This is a genomic window from Streptomyces niveiscabiei (assembly GCF_033794345.1).
Classification (GTDB): domain Bacteria; phylum Actinomycetota; class Actinomycetes; order Streptomycetales; family Streptomycetaceae; genus Streptomyces; species Streptomyces niveiscabiei.
Genome location: NZ_JARAYJ010000008.1, coordinates 243,894 through 260,295, shown reverse-complemented (window position 1 = coordinate 260,295; position 16,402 = coordinate 243,894). Strand labels below are relative to the sequence as shown.

At 72.6% G+C, this 16,402-nt stretch carries 11 protein-coding genes; 7 read left to right on the top strand and 4 right to left on the bottom strand.

Translation table 11 applies throughout. From position 1 onward, the window contains the following. Window positions 1-141 precede the first annotated feature (141 nt). The gene (locus tag PV682_RS14320; RefSeq protein WP_319729444.1) at window positions 142-825 is read right to left on the bottom strand and encodes a TetR/AcrR family transcriptional regulator; all 684 of its coding nucleotides are present in this window, start codon (window positions 823-825) and stop codon (window positions 142-144) included. A 169-nt stretch (window positions 826-994) separates the two neighbouring features. Here PV682_RS14320 and PV682_RS14315 point away from each other — a divergent pair, with 169 nt between their 5' ends. Beyond that, window positions 995-2,239, top strand: a complete 1,245-nt coding sequence (locus tag PV682_RS14315; RefSeq protein ID WP_319729442.1) for a YncE family protein — start codon at window positions 995-997, stop codon at window positions 2,237-2,239. 50 nt (window positions 2,240-2,289) lie between these two features. On the opposite strand, the gene PV682_RS14310 is transcribed toward PV682_RS14315, so the two are convergent. Continuing rightward, complete coding sequence (locus PV682_RS14310) at window positions 2,290-4,149, bottom strand: glycoside hydrolase family 5 protein (protein WP_319729440.1); 1,860 nt, start codon at window positions 4,147-4,149, stop codon at window positions 2,290-2,292. A gap of 192 nt (window positions 4,150-4,341) precedes the next feature. Between PV682_RS14310 and PV682_RS14305 the strand changes: the two genes are divergently transcribed. Both PV682_RS14305 and PV682_RS14300 read left to right on the top strand, forming a co-directional pair. Further along, window positions 4,342-5,400, top strand: a complete 1,059-nt coding sequence (locus PV682_RS14305) for an alpha/beta hydrolase (protein ID WP_319729437.1) — start codon at window positions 4,342-4,344, stop codon at window positions 5,398-5,400. 3 nt (window positions 5,401-5,403) lie between these two features. Beyond that, window positions 5,404-6,318, top strand: a complete 915-nt coding sequence (locus tag PV682_RS14300) for an oxygenase MpaB family protein (protein ID WP_407705664.1) — start codon at window positions 5,404-5,406, stop codon at window positions 6,316-6,318. A 66-nt stretch (window positions 6,319-6,384) separates the two neighbouring features. Here the strand turns inward: PV682_RS14300 and PV682_RS14295 are convergent, their stop codons facing one another. Continuing rightward, the gene (locus tag PV682_RS14295; protein ID WP_319729434.1) at window positions 6,385-8,808 is read right to left on the bottom strand and encodes a SpoIIE family protein phosphatase; all 2,424 of its coding nucleotides are present in this window, start codon (window positions 8,806-8,808) and stop codon (window positions 6,385-6,387) included. A gap of 216 nt (window positions 8,809-9,024) precedes the next feature. Here PV682_RS14295 and lanKC point away from each other — a divergent pair, with 216 nt between their 5' ends. From lanKC to PV682_RS14275, 4 genes are all read left to right on the top strand, one after another. Then, a complete protein-coding gene (gene lanKC, locus PV682_RS14290; RefSeq protein WP_319729432.1) occupies window positions 9,025-11,637 on the top strand; it encodes a class III lanthionine synthetase LanKC in 2,613 nt (870 codons plus the stop codon). 51 nt (window positions 11,638-11,688) lie between these two features. Continuing rightward, a complete protein-coding gene (locus PV682_RS14285) occupies window positions 11,689-11,799 on the top strand; it encodes a SapB/AmfS family lanthipeptide (protein WP_055719801.1) in 111 nt (36 codons plus the stop codon). 103 nt (window positions 11,800-11,902) lie between these two features. Beyond that, window positions 11,903-13,699 (top strand): ABC transporter ATP-binding protein, encoded by a 1,797-nt coding sequence (locus PV682_RS14280; RefSeq protein ID WP_319729428.1) that lies wholly within the window; start codon window positions 11,903-11,905, stop codon window positions 13,697-13,699. Further along, window positions 13,696-15,513, top strand: coding sequence for an ABC transporter ATP-binding protein (locus PV682_RS14275; RefSeq protein WP_319729426.1), 1,818 nt, complete (start codon window positions 13,696-13,698; stop codon window positions 15,511-15,513). Before PV682_RS14280 ends, PV682_RS14275 begins: the two co-directional genes overlap by 4 nt. Here PV682_RS14275 and PV682_RS14270 read toward each other — a convergent pair. After that, on the bottom strand, window positions 15,508-16,116 hold the full coding sequence (locus tag PV682_RS14270) for a response regulator transcription factor (protein ID WP_319729425.1): 609 nt from the start codon (window positions 16,114-16,116) through the stop codon (window positions 15,508-15,510). The genes PV682_RS14275 and PV682_RS14270 overlap by 6 nt on opposite strands. Window positions 16,117-16,402 lie beyond the last annotated feature (286 nt).

Below are 16,402 nucleotides of genomic sequence, written 5' to 3'. Positions count from 1 at the left end.
GCACCGAAGGCGAGCGGATTGCGGGCGACGGGCGCGCACCCCACGGCCGGTCACCCGACAACTCACGGCCACCCCCACGGCCTAAGGGGCGCGGGGAACTGCGCGACCAGCCACAACGAGCCCGCACCCAGCCACCCCCGTTCACCCCCCTCCCTCTCCCTCCCACCCCTCAATCGGCCACTCCCCCACCGGCCGCAAGATCCCCAGCAACTGCCTCACCAGCTCATCCACCACCTCGTCCAGCCCCGCCTCCACCCACCCCGCGCTCCAGTCGTGCAGCAGCCCGTTCACACTCCCGATGAACGCGGTCGCCGCCAGCCGGTAGTCCCGCTCGACCGCCTCACCGCGGAGCGCCGCAGCCGAAGCCTCCGCCACGATCAGGTCGATCCACCGGGCCCGCCGGGCAAGACGCTGGGACTCCAGCCGAGGACTGACCCCCACGATCTCGACGAACGTGATGCGGATGCGGCGGGGGTCGGTCGTCACGTTGCGGGCGTACGCGCGGAAGATCGCGGTCACGCGCTCGACCAGCGGCAGGTCGTCCACCGCGGCGAACGTGTCGAGCACCGCCTCCTCGGCCCAGTCGTTCACCTGGAGGTGCAGCGCGGCGAGCACATCCTCCAGCGTCCGGAACTCCTCGTAGAACTGGCGGGTGGACAGCCCCGCGGCCTCGCTGAGCGCGGCGACGGTCGTGCCCCGGTACCCCGGCGCTCCCCCGAACAGCTCCAGGGCAGCCGCGAGGAAGCGGCGACGCCGTTCGGCCTGCCGTTCTTCCGCGCTCTTGCCACCGTACCGACCGGTCGGCCCTTTGAGCCTGCCCGTCAATGACCCTCCTCGTTCGCTCCTGCGGCCAATTTTGTCGTGTCCGAAGTCTTGTGGCGAAGGCCACCCCCTCCTTACTTTCCAGTAAGTCAGATCTGGAATCGCACGTCTTCAGATCTGGCGGAGCCGCTTTCACCCCTGTCACCGCCCTCGGATGGAGGCAACACCCCCCATGCCTGCTGTCAGATCCAGGCACCTGTGCACGATTGCCGCCGCTCTCACCCTGACTCTCGCCGCCCCTGTCGCCTCCGCGCACGCCGCCCCGGACGCGGCGGCGCTGCGCGAGGTGCTGTTCGTCGGGAACAACTGGGACGGCACCGCCGACGTCATCAAGTCGACCGGCGACTACGCGAAGATCGGCCGCATCAACGTCATCCCGGACAAGGACCAGCGGATGGCGGAGATCAACGCCAATCCGATCAAGTGGATCTACTTCATGGCGATCCGCAACGGCGTCGGTGAGGGCCACGACCAGTTCGTGGACGACATGTACACCACGCCCGACGGGTCGTCGGTGGTCGTCTCCCGCCCGAGCTTCGCCGACGTCGTGTCCATCGATCTCGCCACCGGGGCCATCAACTGGCGCTTCCCGGTGTCGGGTTACCGCTCCGACCACATGGCGGTCTCCCCCGACGGCACGCGCGTCGCGGTCTCCGCCTCGATCTCGAACACCGTGCACGTGCTGGACATCACCACGGGCCGCCAACTGGGCAAGTTCGCCACCGGCGACAAGCCGCACGAGAACATCTTCACCAAGGACGGCAAGTACATCTACAACATGTCGATCGGGGACGTGAACACGGCCCTCGACGCGCCCTGGCAGGACTGGACGAAGGGCGACCGGCGCATCACGGTCGTCGACGCGACCACGTACCAGCAGGTCAAGGTCATCGACATGCGTCCGAAGCTGGACGCGCTCGGCCTGACCGACTACTCGGATGCGGTCCGCCCGGCGGTGTTCTCGCCGGACGAGTCGAAGCTCTACTTCCAGGTGTCGTTCTTCAACGGCTTCTTCGAGTACGACCTCGCGACCGACCGCATCACCCGCACGAAGACCCTCCCGAAGAACCCGGCGACCAGCGACGAGCGCAACAGCTTCGTCAACGACTCGCGCCACCACGGCCTTTCGATGAGCCCGGACGGCAGCAAGCTGTGCGTCGCGGGCACGATGGACGACTACGCGACCGTCGTGAACCGCACGACGCTCCAGGAAGGCCCGCTGGTCACCGCCTCCAAGCCCTACTGGGCGACGGTCAGCGGCGACGGCAAGGCGTGCGTCGTCTCGGAGAGCGGCGCCGACCAGGTCACCGCGATCGACTTCGCGACCGGCCAGAAGGTGACGTCGGTACCGGTGGGCGACCACCCGCAGCGCGTCCGGCTGGGGCATGTCGCGGCCACCTGGACGAGCCCGTCCTGATCACGAGAACCGTGCCCCCCTTCAGCCGGAAGGGGGGCACAGCCACGTGCTCAGCCGAACTTCTGTGCCACCCAGCCCGCCAGCTCCGCACGGGCCGCCGCCAGCGCCGAACTCGACGGCGAGGACGCCCCGTTGGTGACGAGCGCGTAGTGCAGGGTCCCCGAGTCGGAGGTGCTCAGCAGCAGCCGCCGGCTCCCGGTACCGCCCGGTTCGGCCGCCGCGCCGATCTTCGTGGACGCCGGGTACGCGCCCGGCCCGTACACCGTCCCGAGGTCGGAGACGACGGTGGTCGTGGCCGTCGGGAAGGTCGCCGGGAGGTGCAACTCGGTGGGCGCGGAGCCCCCGTTGGAGCGCCACACGAGCACGCTGTACTGCCCCGACCCGACGAGCGAGGACACGTTCGGCAGCGAGCTGGGCACCGGGTTCCAGGTCAGGACGGTCGAGCCGTCGCGTGAGCGGTCCTCGTAGGTGAACGCCAGCGTCGTACCGGCGGTGGCGCTCGGGTAGACCCGGTCGAGGAGCCGTCCGTCCTGCCGCAGCACCGGCGTTCCGGAGTCGTCGAGGCGTACGGCGGAGAGGTCCTCGTCGTTCCAGGCGTCGCCGGTGGTGAGGAGCTTGTCGGGGTTGCCGTTCATGTATTCGTGGTGGCGTCCGTTGTAGATGTCCCACTGCCACTGCGAGCCGGACATGACGGGGCCCGAACTCGCGGGCGTGGACCACCAGTTGGCGCCCTTCACGCGGGAGTCGAGGGCCTGGTACATGGCCTTGAGGACGGTCGGGGCCTTGCCGGCGGTCGCGCCGGCCAGGGGGTGGCCGAACTCGCTGACGATGGCCGTCGTCCCCGTCGCCGTGGCGCGGTCGCGGACGGTGCCGAAGTCGGTGACGTACTGGCCGTCGGAGGCGTTGCCCCACATGAGGATGCCGGAGATGGCCTTCTGGTCGTAGAAGTGGGTGTTGAAGACGTAGCGGGAGCCGAGGGTTCCGACGTCGAGGAAGCCGCCCTCCTCCTTGCTGACGTTGCCGTTCCAGAAGAGGTTGGGTTCGATCATCGCGGGCTTGTCCTGCCAGCCCGCCGCGTCCATGCGGGCGCGGAACTTCACGTAGAACGGCCAGAGCAGGTCCTGCTCCCAACTCCGGCTCTTCTGGCCGGAGTCGTAGGTGCCGGCGTAGGGCTCGTTGTAGGGGTTGAAGCCGATGACACCCTTGAACTGATCATCCGTCAGGTTCTGCTTGAGATGGGCCATGACTTTCTGAGCGGTCGTCAGGAAGCTGTCCTGGACGCCGTGGTTGTTGTGCCAGAAGTCGTACTGGCCGGCCTTCACCGCGTTGTTCTGGGTGATGTTCTGGCCCCACATGATGCAGATGCCGCACGACTCCCGCGGGTAACCCCCGAGGTCCACGGCCCACTTGGGGGCACCGTCGCCGGTGTACCAGCTGCCGGAGTTGAAGACGTACCGGGAGTACAGGTCCTGGTGGAAGTCGGGGTAGACCCGGATCCCGGCGTCCAGGAAGGCGCCGATCTGGGCGGTGGCGGCCGAGATGTACGCGGCGTCGAGCTGTCCGCGTACGGGTTCGGCGTAGGCCCAGGAGAGGAGGAAGCGTACGGAGTTCCCGCCGCCGAGGGCGCGCAGCGCGGTGGCGGACTTCTTGGCGTCGGCGACGGAGGCGAAGGGCAGGCCCTTGTTCTCGTCGAGCTTGGTCTCGCCGGAGACGTTGTAGCCGCGCAGCACGACCTCACGGCCGGTGGCGTCGACGAAGCGGCCGTTCGCGACGGTGAGGGCGGTGCCGTCGAACGACAGGGAGTCGGGGACAGGGGCGGCGGCACCGGCCTGTGGGACCAGCGTCGCCAGGAATCCGCAGAGGACAACCAGAACAGCGAGCAGACGAGCCCGAATATTCGGCATGTCCATTACATTCGGTTGTTTTCCGGACAGCGTCAATACTTCTGACTCATGAGTAAGTTTCTGCTCTTGTATCCCACCAGCCGCCGACCTGCCGGACTCGGAGATCCTTGACCGTTCCATGGCCAACAGGAACGGTCCTCGGCCCGTCTCTTTGGTACAGAAGTAGCAAAGTTGTCCGGTAAGGATCAGGAGGTGGTCATGTCGCTGACAGGTACGGCGTTCTTCGTCGTTCTCGTGGCGGTGACCGCGCTGGCGGTGGTGGCGACCATCGCGTTGTGGGCGAGGGTTCGGGGACCGCGTGTGGTGCGGTGGGCGGTGCAGGCGGTGCTGATCGGCGTGTGCCAGCTCACCGCGATCTCCGTGGTGGCCGTGTGGATCAACAACAGTTACGGCCTGTACGCCTCCTGGGACGACCTGATGGGCACGGACAACACGACCGCGATGACCATGCCGGGGCCGCCGGTCGACCGGGCCAAGTTCAGCAAGGGCACGCAGGACGGCGTCCTCGACACCTACTTCCGGGGCAAGAAGTCGCTGCTGTCCGGGCAGGTCCTGGTGTGGACGCCGCCGCAGTACGACGAGGCCGCGTACCGCACCAAGCGCTTCCCCGTGCTGATGCTGCTGCACGGGGTGCCGGGTTCGCCGCAGTCCTGGCTGGAGCACGGCGGGATGCCGGGCGACTTCGCGGACCTGCTGGCGCGGCGCGCCGTCCACCCCTTCATCCTGGTCATGCCGGTCGTGAACCCCGGCAGCGTCGACACGGATTGCAGTGACCTGCCCGGCCACAAGGTCGCCACCTGGCTCTCCGCCGACGTGCCCGACCTGGTCCGGACGAAGTTCCGGACGATCGGCGGGCCCGGCGGGTGGGGGGTCGCCGGGTACTCCACGGGCGGGTTCTGCGCCGTGAAGCTGCCCCTCCAGTTCCCCAAGGTGTTCGGCGCGGGCGCGGCCCTCGACCCCGACCCGCTGACCGGCGACACGTCGGTCCTCACCGACCCCGCCGTGCGCCGCCGCAACGCCCCCACCCACATGGTCAAGGGGACCAGGGCACGGGTGAGCCTCTTCCTCGCGACGTCCCGCCAGGACCGGCTGAGCCCGGCCTCCTCCATCGAGCAGTTCGTGGCAGCCGCCGCGGGGACGCAGGTGGAGATCCGTACCCAGCTGCTGAGCAGTGGCGGGCACAACTACAACACCTGGAAGGCGGAGTACCCGGAGGCGTTCACGCTGCTCAGCCAGTGGCTGCGGGCACCGCGCTAGGCGGTGTCGGTACCCTCGGGCGAGAGCCTGGAGGTGTGGGTGGGACTGCGCGAGCGGATCTCCGCGGAGCTGACGGCGACCATGCACGGTGGTGATCTGCACCTGGAGCGGTACGCGGAGCCTCCCGGTGATCCGGGGCTGTTCGGGATCGTGCCCGGTGATCCGGTGTGGCGGGTGCACGGGCAGGCCACCGGGATGCTGACCGGGGGGTTCGCCGCGCTGATGCTCCAGTCGCTGCATCCGCTGGCCATGGCGGGGGTCGACCAGCACTCCGACTTCCGCGCGGATCCGGTCGGGCGGCTGAACGGGACCGTGCGGTTCGTCACGACGACGACGTTCGGCTCCGCGCCGGCCGCCCGCGAGGTGATCGACCTGGTCAAGCGCATCCACACCAAGGTGAACGGCACGGCGCCCGACGGCCGCCCGTACCGCGCGGACGACCCCGCCCTGCTCACCTGGGTGCACACCGCCGAGGTGAGCAGCTTCCTCGCCGGGCACCAGGCGTACGCGCCCCGCGCGCAGCGGCTGACGCCGGCCGAGTGCGACGCGTACTACGACCAGGTCGCTCCCGTCGCCGAGGCACTGGGCGCGCGGGGCGTACCGCGTACGTCGCTCGAAGTCGCCCGGTACCTCGACCGGCTCCGCCCCCGCCTCCACGCCACCCCGGCCGCGCTGGACTCCGTCCTGTTCCTGCGGCGCTTCGGGCGTACCCGGCGGGAGCGGCTGGTGGTGGGGCGGCTCATGAACGCGTCGACAGGGCTGCTGCCGGATTGGGCGCGTGCGGAACTGGGCATCCGGCGTCCGGCCGCGGTCCGCACCGCCTGGGACCGGCCGCTGGCCACGGCGGTGGGGCGGATGCTGGAATGGGGGCTGGGCCCGTCGAAGATCCAGGCTGCGGCACGGGGGCGGCTGACGTGACCAGGGCCTGTCCGGCGGCTCGGGCCGCGGTCGCGGGGTCTGGCATACGCATCCGCCGGACAGGCCCTATGTGTCCAGCCGCAGTTCGCACCACACCTGTTTCCCCCCGCTGACCGGTACCGTCCCCCACGCCTCCGACATGGCCTCCACCAGCAGGATTCCCCGCCCGCCGGTCGCCTCCCAGCCCAGGCCCGTCGGTTTCACGGGCGTTCTGGGTGACGTGTCCGTGACCGCGAGCCGCAGACGGCGGCCCAGCAGGGTCATGTCCAGGCGGACCTGGCCCTCCGTGTGGATCAGCGCGTTCGTGACCAGCTCGGACACGGCCAGGAGCGCGCCGTCCAGCTCGGAGTCCCCGACCCCCCAGCTCTTCAGCGTGCGCCGTGTGAAGCGGCGGGCGTGGCGGGATGCCTCGGGGACCCGCCAGACGGTCCAGCCCTCGCGGAGGGGCCGGACCGACATGCCGTCGTAGCGCAGGAGGAGCAGGGCGATGTCGTCGCCGCGGTGCGCCTGCGTGAGGAGGCCGTCGGCGACGAGGTCGAGGTGGGCGGGGTCGGCGGCGGCGAGCCCCGCGCAGAGCCGTGCGAAGCCCTCGTCCATGGAGGAGCCGGCGGACTCGACGAGGCCGTCCGTCATGAGCGCGACGACCGTCCCCTCCCGCAGCCGCAGCGGCACGAGCGGGAACTCCGCCTGGGCGACGACACCGAGCGGCGGCCCCCCGTCCTCGTCGACGACCTCCGTTGAGCCGTCCGGGTGACGCAGGGCGGGCGGCGGGTGCCCCGCGCGGACGCACCAGGCGGTGCCGGACTCCATGTCGACGTCGACGTACACGCAGGTGACGAAGAGGTCCGTCTCCAGTTCGAGGAGGAGGCGGTTGGCGTGGGCGACGACGACGTCGGGCGGGTGGCCCTCGGTGGAGTAGGCGCGCAGGGCGGTGCGCATCTGGCCCATGAGGGTCGCGGCGGCGGTGCTGTGGCCCTGGACGTCGCCGATGACGAGGGCGACGTGGTTGTCGGGCAGGGGGATGACGTCGTACCAGTCGCCGCCGACCTCAAGACCGGCCGTCGCGGGGAGGTAGCGGGCGACGGCGACGCCGCCGGGCAGGCGGGGCAGGCTGCGGGGCAGGAGCTGGCGCTGGAGCATGCCGACGAGTTCGTGCTCGGCGTCGAAGGCGTGGGCGCGGGTGAGGGCCTGTCCGGCGAGCCCGGCGGAGGCGGTGAGGAGGGCGCGCTCGTCGGGGCCGAAGTCGTGCGGGGCGTTCCAGCCGACGAGGCAGGCGCCGACCGTACGGCCCGCGGCGGCCAGCGGCAGCACGGCGAGGCCGCCGGGCCCGAGTTCGCCGAGCGCCGGTTCCAGGGCGGTTCCGGCGTTCCAGATCCGGACCCGCCCCTCGCGCAGCACGGCGGCCAGCGTCGGCAGGGACCCCATGGGCGCGTCGGGCCACTCGCCGCGCCACTCCAGGCGCCACAGCTCGGGCCAGGACTCGGGGTAGGGCGGGTCGAGGACGGTGACGACGAGCCGCTCGCCCTCCAGTTCGGCGAGGGCGATCCGGTCGGCGCGCAGGGGTCCGCGCAGGGCGGAGACGACGGCGTGGCTGACGTCGCGGACGGTCCCGGCGGTGGAGAGGGCGGCGGCGAGCCGCTGGACGCGGGCGACGTCGGTGACCTCGGGGCGTACGGCGGCGGCGTCGGCGACCGTGCCGACGAGCCGTACGGGGCGGCCCGCCTCGGCGTGGGCGAGGCGTCCGCTCAGGCGCAGCCAGCGGGGCGTGCCGGTGGGGCCGATGACCCGGAACTCCAGTTCGCGGTCGCCGAGGGACATGTGGTCGGCCTCGACGACCGACATCAGGGCGGGGAGGTCCTCGGGGACGGCGAGGCCGAGGAGGGTCTCCACGCGGCCGTCGAACTGCTCGCGGGCGATCCCGAACAGCTCCAGGAGGCGGTCGCCGGCCTCGACGCGGCCGGTGTCCATGGCGAGCGCGAAGCCGTCGCCGCCGACCTCGTCGGGCACGGTGGCCGGGGACTCGGGCCAGGTGAGGGCGTCGGCGACGAGGGCGAGGCACTCACGGTCGTCGGCGTCGAAGGGCCGCTCCCCGACGGCGACCAGGCAGCCGCCGCCGGCCGGCAGGGCGGTCAGGTGGACCTCTCCGGCGGCCATCCGGCGGGATTCCGCGCAGTCGGCGAGGTCGCCGGGGCCGAGCCGTACGGGGCGTTTGGTGCGGACGGCGAGGGCGACCGGGGAGTTCCCGTCGGGCGGGTAGGTCTCGCGCAGGCCGAAGAGGGTGCGCGGGACGCCCGCGGAGTCGACGAGGCACAGCAGGCCGTCGGCGCCGGGCGCGTAGCCGGCGGCGCAGGAGGCGCCCGCGAAGACGAGCGCCTGCTCCAGAGTCCGCCTCACCCGTTCGGGTGAGTGCGGATCCGCCCCGACGGTCTTGAGGGCCACTTCGGCACGCGGCGCCCGCCCTCCCTGCCGCGCACCACCCTCAGTCACCACGTCCGTATTACAGCGCTTGCGCCGCCTTCGCGCAGCCCCTGGGAGCGTTCCGGAGTTCCCGGAGGTGCGGAAGGGCGCACTCCGGCGGACGGCGGGATCGAAACATCCCGAACATGTCTTTACCCGTGCGTTCCGCATGTCCATCTCATGACAGCCGTGACTGTCGGCGGCCCCCGAGCCCTGGAAATCTCAGTGCCGGCCCACGGAGGGGGACGCATGGACAAGCGGTACGAGGTCTACGCGCTGGCGGACGCGCACTTCTACGAGACGCCGGACCGGCTGGGCGCCGGCCGGGACGAGTCCGCGGGGTGGTTCGCGACGGCGCGCAGGCCGGTGCCGGCGGGCTGGGAGTCGGCGCGTTCCGGCGACTGGCTGACGCTGACGCCGCCGCACGCGGAGGGCCCGGAGCAGGGGTGGAAGATCCACGCCTCGGCCACCCGCGAGAACGCCGACCGGATCGCGGCGATCGTGTGGGACTACTGCGTGCCGCGCCGTATCCCGTTCAAGTTCGTGCCGGGTCCGCACCTGCTGCACCTGCGCAACACGAAGTACGCGGGCCGCGACGGCAGCGGCAAGTTCGTCACCGTCTACCCGGCGGGCGAGGACCAGCTCCACGAGGTGCTGCGCGAGCTGGGAGCGCTCCTGGAGGGCTTCGAGGGGCCGTACATCCTGACCGACCTGCGCTGGTACGACGGCCCGCTGTACGTCCGCTACGGCGCGTTCGCGCGGCGGTTCGTGGTCGACGAGCGGGGCTCGCTGGTGCCGGCGGTGCGGGACGGCTCGGGGACGCTGGTCCCGGACCGCCGGCAGCCCTCGTTCCAGGTGCCCGAATGGGTGACGCTGCCGAAGTTCCTCGAACCGCATCTCGCGGCGCGCAACACGACGACGGTCGGCGAGCTGCCGTACCGGATCGAGAAGGCGCTGCACTTCTCCAACGGCGGCGGTGTCTACCAGGGCGTCGACACGCGGACCGGGGAGAAGGTCGTCCTCAAGGAGGGGCGTCCGCACGCGGGGCTCGCCTCCGACGGGGCCGACGCCATCGCCCGGCTGGAGCGGGAGATGCGGGCGTTGCAGGCCGTCGCCGGCACGGGGGTCGTGCCGGAGGTGCGGGACTGGTTCGAGCTGGGCGGGCACCGGTTCCTCGTCATGGACTTCCTGGAGGGCAAGCCCCTCAACTCGTTCTTCGCCGAGCGGCATCCGCTGCTGGTGCCCGACCCGGACCCGGCGGCCGTCGCCGCGTACACCGAGTGGGCCGTACGCATCCACGGGAAGGTGGAGCGGGCGGTGGCCGCCGTGCACGCGCGCGGGATCGCCTTCAACGACCTGCACGTCTTCAACATCATGGTGGCGCCCGACGAGTCGGTGAGCCTGCTCGACTTCGAGGCGGCGGCGCCGGTGAGCGCGAACGGCCGGCAGGTCGTCGCGCACCCCGGGTTCTTCGCGCCGCCCGAGCGCAGAGGCGTCGACGTCGACCGGTACGCCCTGGCCTGTCTGCGGCTCGCCCTGTTCCTGCCGGTGACGACGCTGTTCGTCGTCGACCGGGGCAAGGCGGCACACCTCGCCGAGGTGATCGGGGAGCAGTTCCCCGACGTGCCGCGCGAGTTCCTGGCCGAGGCGGTCGCGGAGATCACCCGCGACCCCTCGTACGGCGCGCCGGCCCCGGCAGGGGACGGGGTCGGCGCGCGCGCCGCCTGGCCGGCCCCCGCCGACTGGCCGCACAGCCGGGACTCCATGGTCAAGGCGGTCCTGGCGGCGGCGACTCCGGACCGCGACGACCGGCTCTTCCCCGGCGACGTCGCCCAGTTCTCGGACGGCGGCGGCCTCGGGATCGCGCACGGCGCCGCGGGGGTCCTGTACGCGCTGCGCGCCGCCGGCGCCGACCGCTACGAGGAGGGCGAGCGCTGGCTCCTCGACCACACGGCCCCGCCGCCCCCGGGCACGCCGCTCGGCCTGTACGACGGGCTCGCGGGCGTCGCGCACGTCCTCGCGCTCCTCGGGCACCGCGAGCGCGCCCTCGACCTCGTCTCCGGCATCCTGCGCGAACGCTGGCAGAACCTGTCGTCCGACCTGCAAGGGGGCCTCGCGGGACTCGGCCTCGTGCTGGGCGGGCTCGCGGACCTCACGGGCGAGTCGTCGCTGGACGCGCACGCCGCCGACGCCGCCGGCATCCTCGTACGGCGGCTCGCCGAGCCGCGCCCCGCCAAGCCCCGGCCCCGCGTGGGGCTGATGCGGGGGGCGACCGGGCCGGCGCTCCTGCTGCTGCGGCAGTACGAGCGCACCGGCGACAAGGCGCTGCTGGAGGCCGCGGGGACCGCGTTGCGCCGGGACCTCGAAGGGTGCGTCGTCCAGCAGGGCGGATCCCTCGAAGTCGACGAGGGGTGGCGGACGATGCCCTACCTCGGGGACGGCAGCGCGGGGATCGGACTGGTCCTGGACGACTACCTCGCCCACGCCCCCGACGACGGCTTCGAGCAGGCCCGCACCGGCATCCTCACGGCCGCCACCTGCCGCTTCTACGCACAGCCCGGACTCCTCCAGGGACGCGCCGGGATGATCCTGCACCTGGCGCGTACGACGATGCCGGGCGCCGCTGGGTCCCGGCTCACCGCGCAGATCGACGCGCTGGACTGGCTGGCCATGCCCTATCAGGGACAGCTCGCCTTCCCCGGCCACCAGATGATGCGCCTGTCCATGGACCTCGCCACCGGAACGGCCGGCTGCCTGCTGGCGCTCGCCTCGGCACTCGCCGAGGACCGCGGCGCCGCGCACCTGCCGTTCCTCCCGCCGCCCTCGCGGCGGCCCCAGAGCACGGCTCCGACGGAGTCGTGAACCACCCCCGTCCCCACGGGAATCGACGGGACAACCCGGAAGGAGCACACCATGGCACTGCTCGACCTTCAGACGATGGAGTCCGAGGAGTACACCGGCGGCCAGAGCACCCTCAGCCTCCTGTCCTGCATCAGCGCCGCGAGCGTCCTGCTCTGTCTCTGATCAGGAAGACGACGCCGCTCTGTCGTCGCTAGTACGAAGCCTTGAGGGCCGCTCCCTTACGGGGGTCGGCCCTCGGGGTCGTTCGCTCGGGAAAGGGGAGCCGGTGGGTGACGACCCTGTGGGGGTCCGGACACGGGGGCTGCTCAGGGACGCCCTGCGGCACAGCGGGGTCCGGTGTGCCGGGCTGGCGCTGGCGAGCGTCGGGGCCACCGGGGCCGGGCTCGCGTTGCCCGCCGTGCTGGGGCGGGCGCTGGATCTGCTGCTCCGGGGGGAGGGCGCCGGGGTGTGGCTGGGGTGGTGTGCGGGGCTCGTGGTGGTGGGGGTGGTGCTGGACGGGTTCGTGAGTGTGCTGGCGGGGACCGTCGACGCCCGGACGGCCGCCTTTCTGCGGCGGGGGGTGGTGCGGCAGGTTCTGGCGCTGGGGCCCCGGGGGCGGTTCGAGGCGGGGGACCTGGTGGCCCGGGTCGTGGGGAGCGGGGCTCAGGCGGGGGCCTCGCCCGCCGCCCGGGCCGCGCTGGCCGCGTCCGTGGCCGGGCCCGTCGGGGGGATCGTGGCGTTGGGGGTGCTCGATCCCTGGCTCGCGGTCGTCTTCCTCGCCGGGGCGCCGGTGCTGGCGCTGCTGCTGCGGGTGCTCGCCCGTGACACGTCCGAGTGCGTCGTGCGGTACCAGAACGTCCAGGGGCGGATCGCCGCCGCGCTCTCCGAAGCGGTCGACGGGGCCCGGACGATCCAGGCGGCCGGCACCGCCGAGCGTGACGCCGCGCGCGTCCTGCGGCCCCTGCCCGGACTCTCCGCCGCCGGGCGGCGGATGTGGCACGTCCAGGGGCGGGCCGCCGCGCAGGCCGTCGCCGTCGCGCCGCTGCTGCAACTCGGCGTGGTCGCCGTCGCCGGGCTCCTTCTCGCCCGGCACCGGCTGTCGCCCGGGGACGTCCTCGCCGCGTCCCGGTACGCCGTCCTCGCGACCGGAGTCGGCGTGCTCACGGGGCAGTTGGCGGGCCTCGTCCGCGCGCGGGCCGGGGCGCGGCGGCTCGCGGAGGTGCAGGTGCGGGAGGCGCCGTCCTTCGGGGAACGCCGGTTGCCCCCCGGGCCCGGGCGGCTGGAGCTGCGGGGAGTACGTGCCGTGCGCGGTGACCGGGTCGTCCTCGACGGGGTCGACCTGACCGTGCCGGGTGGGACCAGCCTCGCGGTCGTCGGTCGCAGCGGTTCCGGGAAGTCGCTGCTGGCTGCTGTCGCGGCACGCCTCACCGACCCCTGCGACGGGGAGGTCCTCCTCGACGGGGTACCCCTCCACACCCTCGCCCACGACGCGTTGCGCACCTCTGTGGCCTGCGCCTTCGAACGCCCCGCGCTGCTGGGGGCCACCATCGGGGACACGATCGCCCTGGGCCTGCGGGCACCCGCCGACATCGAGGCCGCGGCCCGCAAGGCCCAGGCCCACGACTTCATCACCCGCCTCCCCCAGGGCTACGCCACGCCCTGCGCCGACGCGCCCCACTCCGGCGGCGAATCCCAACGCCTCGGCCTCGCCCGCGCGTTCGCCCGCCCCGCCCGTCTCCTCGTCCTCGACGACGCGCTGTCCAGCCTCGACACGATCACCGAACACCGCATCACGGAGGCGTTGTTCTCTCCGGCCGACCCGACGACCCGGGTGGTGGTGGCGCACCGCGCCGCGACTGCGGCTCGGGCGGACGCGGTCGCCTGGGTGGAGGAGGGGCGGATTCGGGCGGTGGGGAGGCATGGGGAGTTGTGGGGGGTGGCGGAGTATCGGGGGTTGTTCGGGGAGGCGGGGGGTGCTGTGGGTGTGCGGGCACCGGCAGTTGGTGGGGGGGCGGGGGCGGCCCTGTCGGCTCGGGGGCGTACTGCCGGTGAAGCGGGGCGGGACGGGGAGGGGTTGCGGTGAGTCGGAAGGGGATGGACGCCGGGCGTGACGGCGGGGTCGGCCCCGGCTCCCGCCCCGCCCCCCTCCTCCCCCGCGCCCTCCGCTATCTCCTCTCCCACCGGACCGTCCTCCTCCGTCTCACGCTCTGGTCCCTCCTCGAAGCCGGGCAGACCTTTCTGCTCGGGTACGCGTTGGCGAAGGCCCTGGACGAGGGGTTCCTCGTGGGGCGGGTCGGGGTGGGGATGGGGTGGCTGGGGGTTGCCGGGGCCGGGGTGGTCGCGGGGGCCGTGGGTACCGGGCGGGTGTACAGGGGCGTCGCGGACCTCGTCGAGCCTCTGCGGGACCGGCTGGTCACAGGGGTGGTCCGGCGAGGAGTGCGGGACGCCGACCGGGGTGCCCTCTCCGGGCTGACCCAGCAGGTCGAGATCGCCCGGGACACCTTCGCCGGGCTCGTCCTGGTCTCCCGCTCCTTCGTGTTCACGTCCATCGGCGCCCTGGCCGGCCTGTTCTCCCTCGCCCCGGCGCTCCTGGTCGTCGTCCTGCCGCCCCTCGCCGCGGGCGTCGCCCTCTTCGCCCTCACCCTCCGCCCCCTGGCCCGGCGCCAGGAGGCGTACCTCCGTGCGGACGAGGCCCTGGCCGCGCATCTCGGCACGGTCTGCCCAGGGCTGAGGGACATCACCGCGGCGGGTGCGGAGCGGGACGTCGAGGAGAGCACCGCGCGTCTCGTCGACGCGGAGTTCCGGGCGGCCCGCGCGCTGGCCCGCTGGAGCCTCACCCGGGTCCTCGCCCTGGCGATCGGGGGCGAACTCCCCGTCGTCCTGCTCCTGTTGACCACCCCGTGGCTGCTGTCCCACGACGTCACCCCCGGCGCCCTGCTCGGCGCGTTCGCGTACGTCACCCAGTCCCTGCTTCCCGCTCTGAACGCCCTGGTCCACGGCCTCGGCACGAGCGGCTCACGCCTGACGGTGGTCCTACGCCGCCTCACGGCGAACACACCCCCTCCAACTCCGCCCCACACTCCCCACCAAGCCTCACCCCACCCGGCGCCCGGCCCCACCCCGCACAAAGACCCGCCCCACCCGACGCTGAGCCCCACCCGACGCCAAGCCACCTTCCGTCCCGCCCCCGCCCTGACCCTCACCGGCCTCACCTTCGCCTACGGCCCCGCCTCCACCCCCGTCCTCGACCGCCTCTCCCTCACCCTCCCCCCGGGCGCCCACCTCACCGTCGTAGGCCCCAGCGGCATCGGCAAATCGACTCTCACCGCCCTGATAGCGGCGACCCTCACCCCGACCGGGGGCGGGATAGAGATCGGCGGAGAGCCCGCCCCCGAAGCGCGAGCGCGTCGCGTGCTCATCCCCCAGGAGGCGTACGTGTTCACCGGCACCCTCGCCGAGAACCTCACGCACCTGTGCCCGGACCCGGTGCCGGAGGACGCGTTGTGGGCCGGTGCCGAGGCCGTCGGGATGGCCGGTCTGATGCGGGCCCTGGGCGGTCCGCGGGCACCCGTGGACCCCGCCGCGCTCTCCACGGGTGAGCGCCAGCTGATCGCCCTGACCCGCGCCTATCTCTCCCCCGCCCCCCTGGCCCTCCTGGACGAGGCGACCTCGCACCTGGACCCGGTGGCCGAGGAGAGAGCCGAGCGCGCGTTCGCCGCGCGCCCCGGCACCCTGGTCGTCGTCGCGCACCGCATCGCCTCGGCCCGCCGGGCGGACCGCGTCCTGGTCATGGACGGCGCGAACACCACGTACGGTACGCACGGGGAACTCCTGGAGAGCTCGCCCCTGTACCGCGACCTCGTGGGCCGCTGGGCGGCGACAGCGGCACCCTCATAACCACCCCTGCCCCTGCGAGATCCGGATCGCGTCGATCCGGTTCCGCGCCCCCGTCTTCCGTGTGATCGCCGCCATGTAGTTCCGCACGGTCCCGTGCGACAGATGCAGCCGCCCCGCGATCTCCGCCATGGACACCCCCTCCGCGGCGAGCGTCAGCACGCTCAGCTCCCGCCGGGTCAGTGGCATCTCCGCGGCCTTGAGGAATCCGAACCCGAGGGAGTCGTTGATGAAACGTTCCCCCTGGGCGACGGTCCGGATTCCGTCGAGTAACTGCTCGGGCGGCCCCGCCTTGTCGACGTAGCCGAGCGCCCCCGCTTCGAGGGCACGTTTCAGCAGACCAGGACGGTTCGCGCTGGCAAGGACCAGCAGGCGGGGGGCGACGCGGTCGCCGCCGGGGGCGCAGAGTTCGCCCAGCGGGGGGATGCCGTAGCTGTCCGTGCAGTCGAGGTCGGCCGCGCAGACCAGGGGCCGTACGCTGCGCACCCGCGCGTACGCGCCGCTCCATGGCGTGTCGTACACCCGGAGGTCGCCCTCCCGGGCCAGCCATCTCGCCAGCACCGTGCGCACCAGTCCTTCGTCGTGCACCAGAAGTACCCGGATCACTTACGTCCCTTCGGCTCGCCCGCCCGCCGGCTCGTCATGTTTGATGCGTGCCCCATTCTTGGCGCCCGCCTCCGTTTCGGAGCGCGAAGAACCGGCCAGGACGATGCGCGGGGGCGCACATGCGGCGCCCGGACGCCGTGCCGCGCTTCGATTCGGGTGCCTATGAACGGTTCGAGGGGGTACGGAAACCCCTTCCGGAGGGCCTCGCCGCCCCCGCCCCCGCCCCCGCCCCCTCGCCGTGCGCTCCGCGCCGTATCGGGAGAGATTTGTTCCGACCGCACGGCCG

Coding starts and splice junctions, on each gene's coding strand:
- PV682_RS14315 (WP_319729442.1), top strand. CDS start 995: ATGCCTGCTGTCAGATCCAGGCACCTGTGCACGATTGCCGCCGCTCTC.
- PV682_RS14310 (WP_319729440.1), bottom strand. CDS start 4,149: ATGGACATGCCGAATATTCGGGCTCGTCTGCTCGCTGTTCTGGTTGTC.
- PV682_RS14305 (WP_319729437.1), top strand. CDS start 4,342: ATGTCGCTGACAGGTACGGCGTTCTTCGTCGTTCTCGTGGCGGTGACC.
- lanKC (WP_319729432.1), top strand. CDS start 9,025: ATGGACAAGCGGTACGAGGTCTACGCGCTGGCGGACGCGCACTTCTAC.
- PV682_RS14285 (WP_055719801.1), top strand. CDS start 11,689: ATGGCACTGCTCGACCTTCAGACGATGGAGTCCGAGGAGTACACCGGC.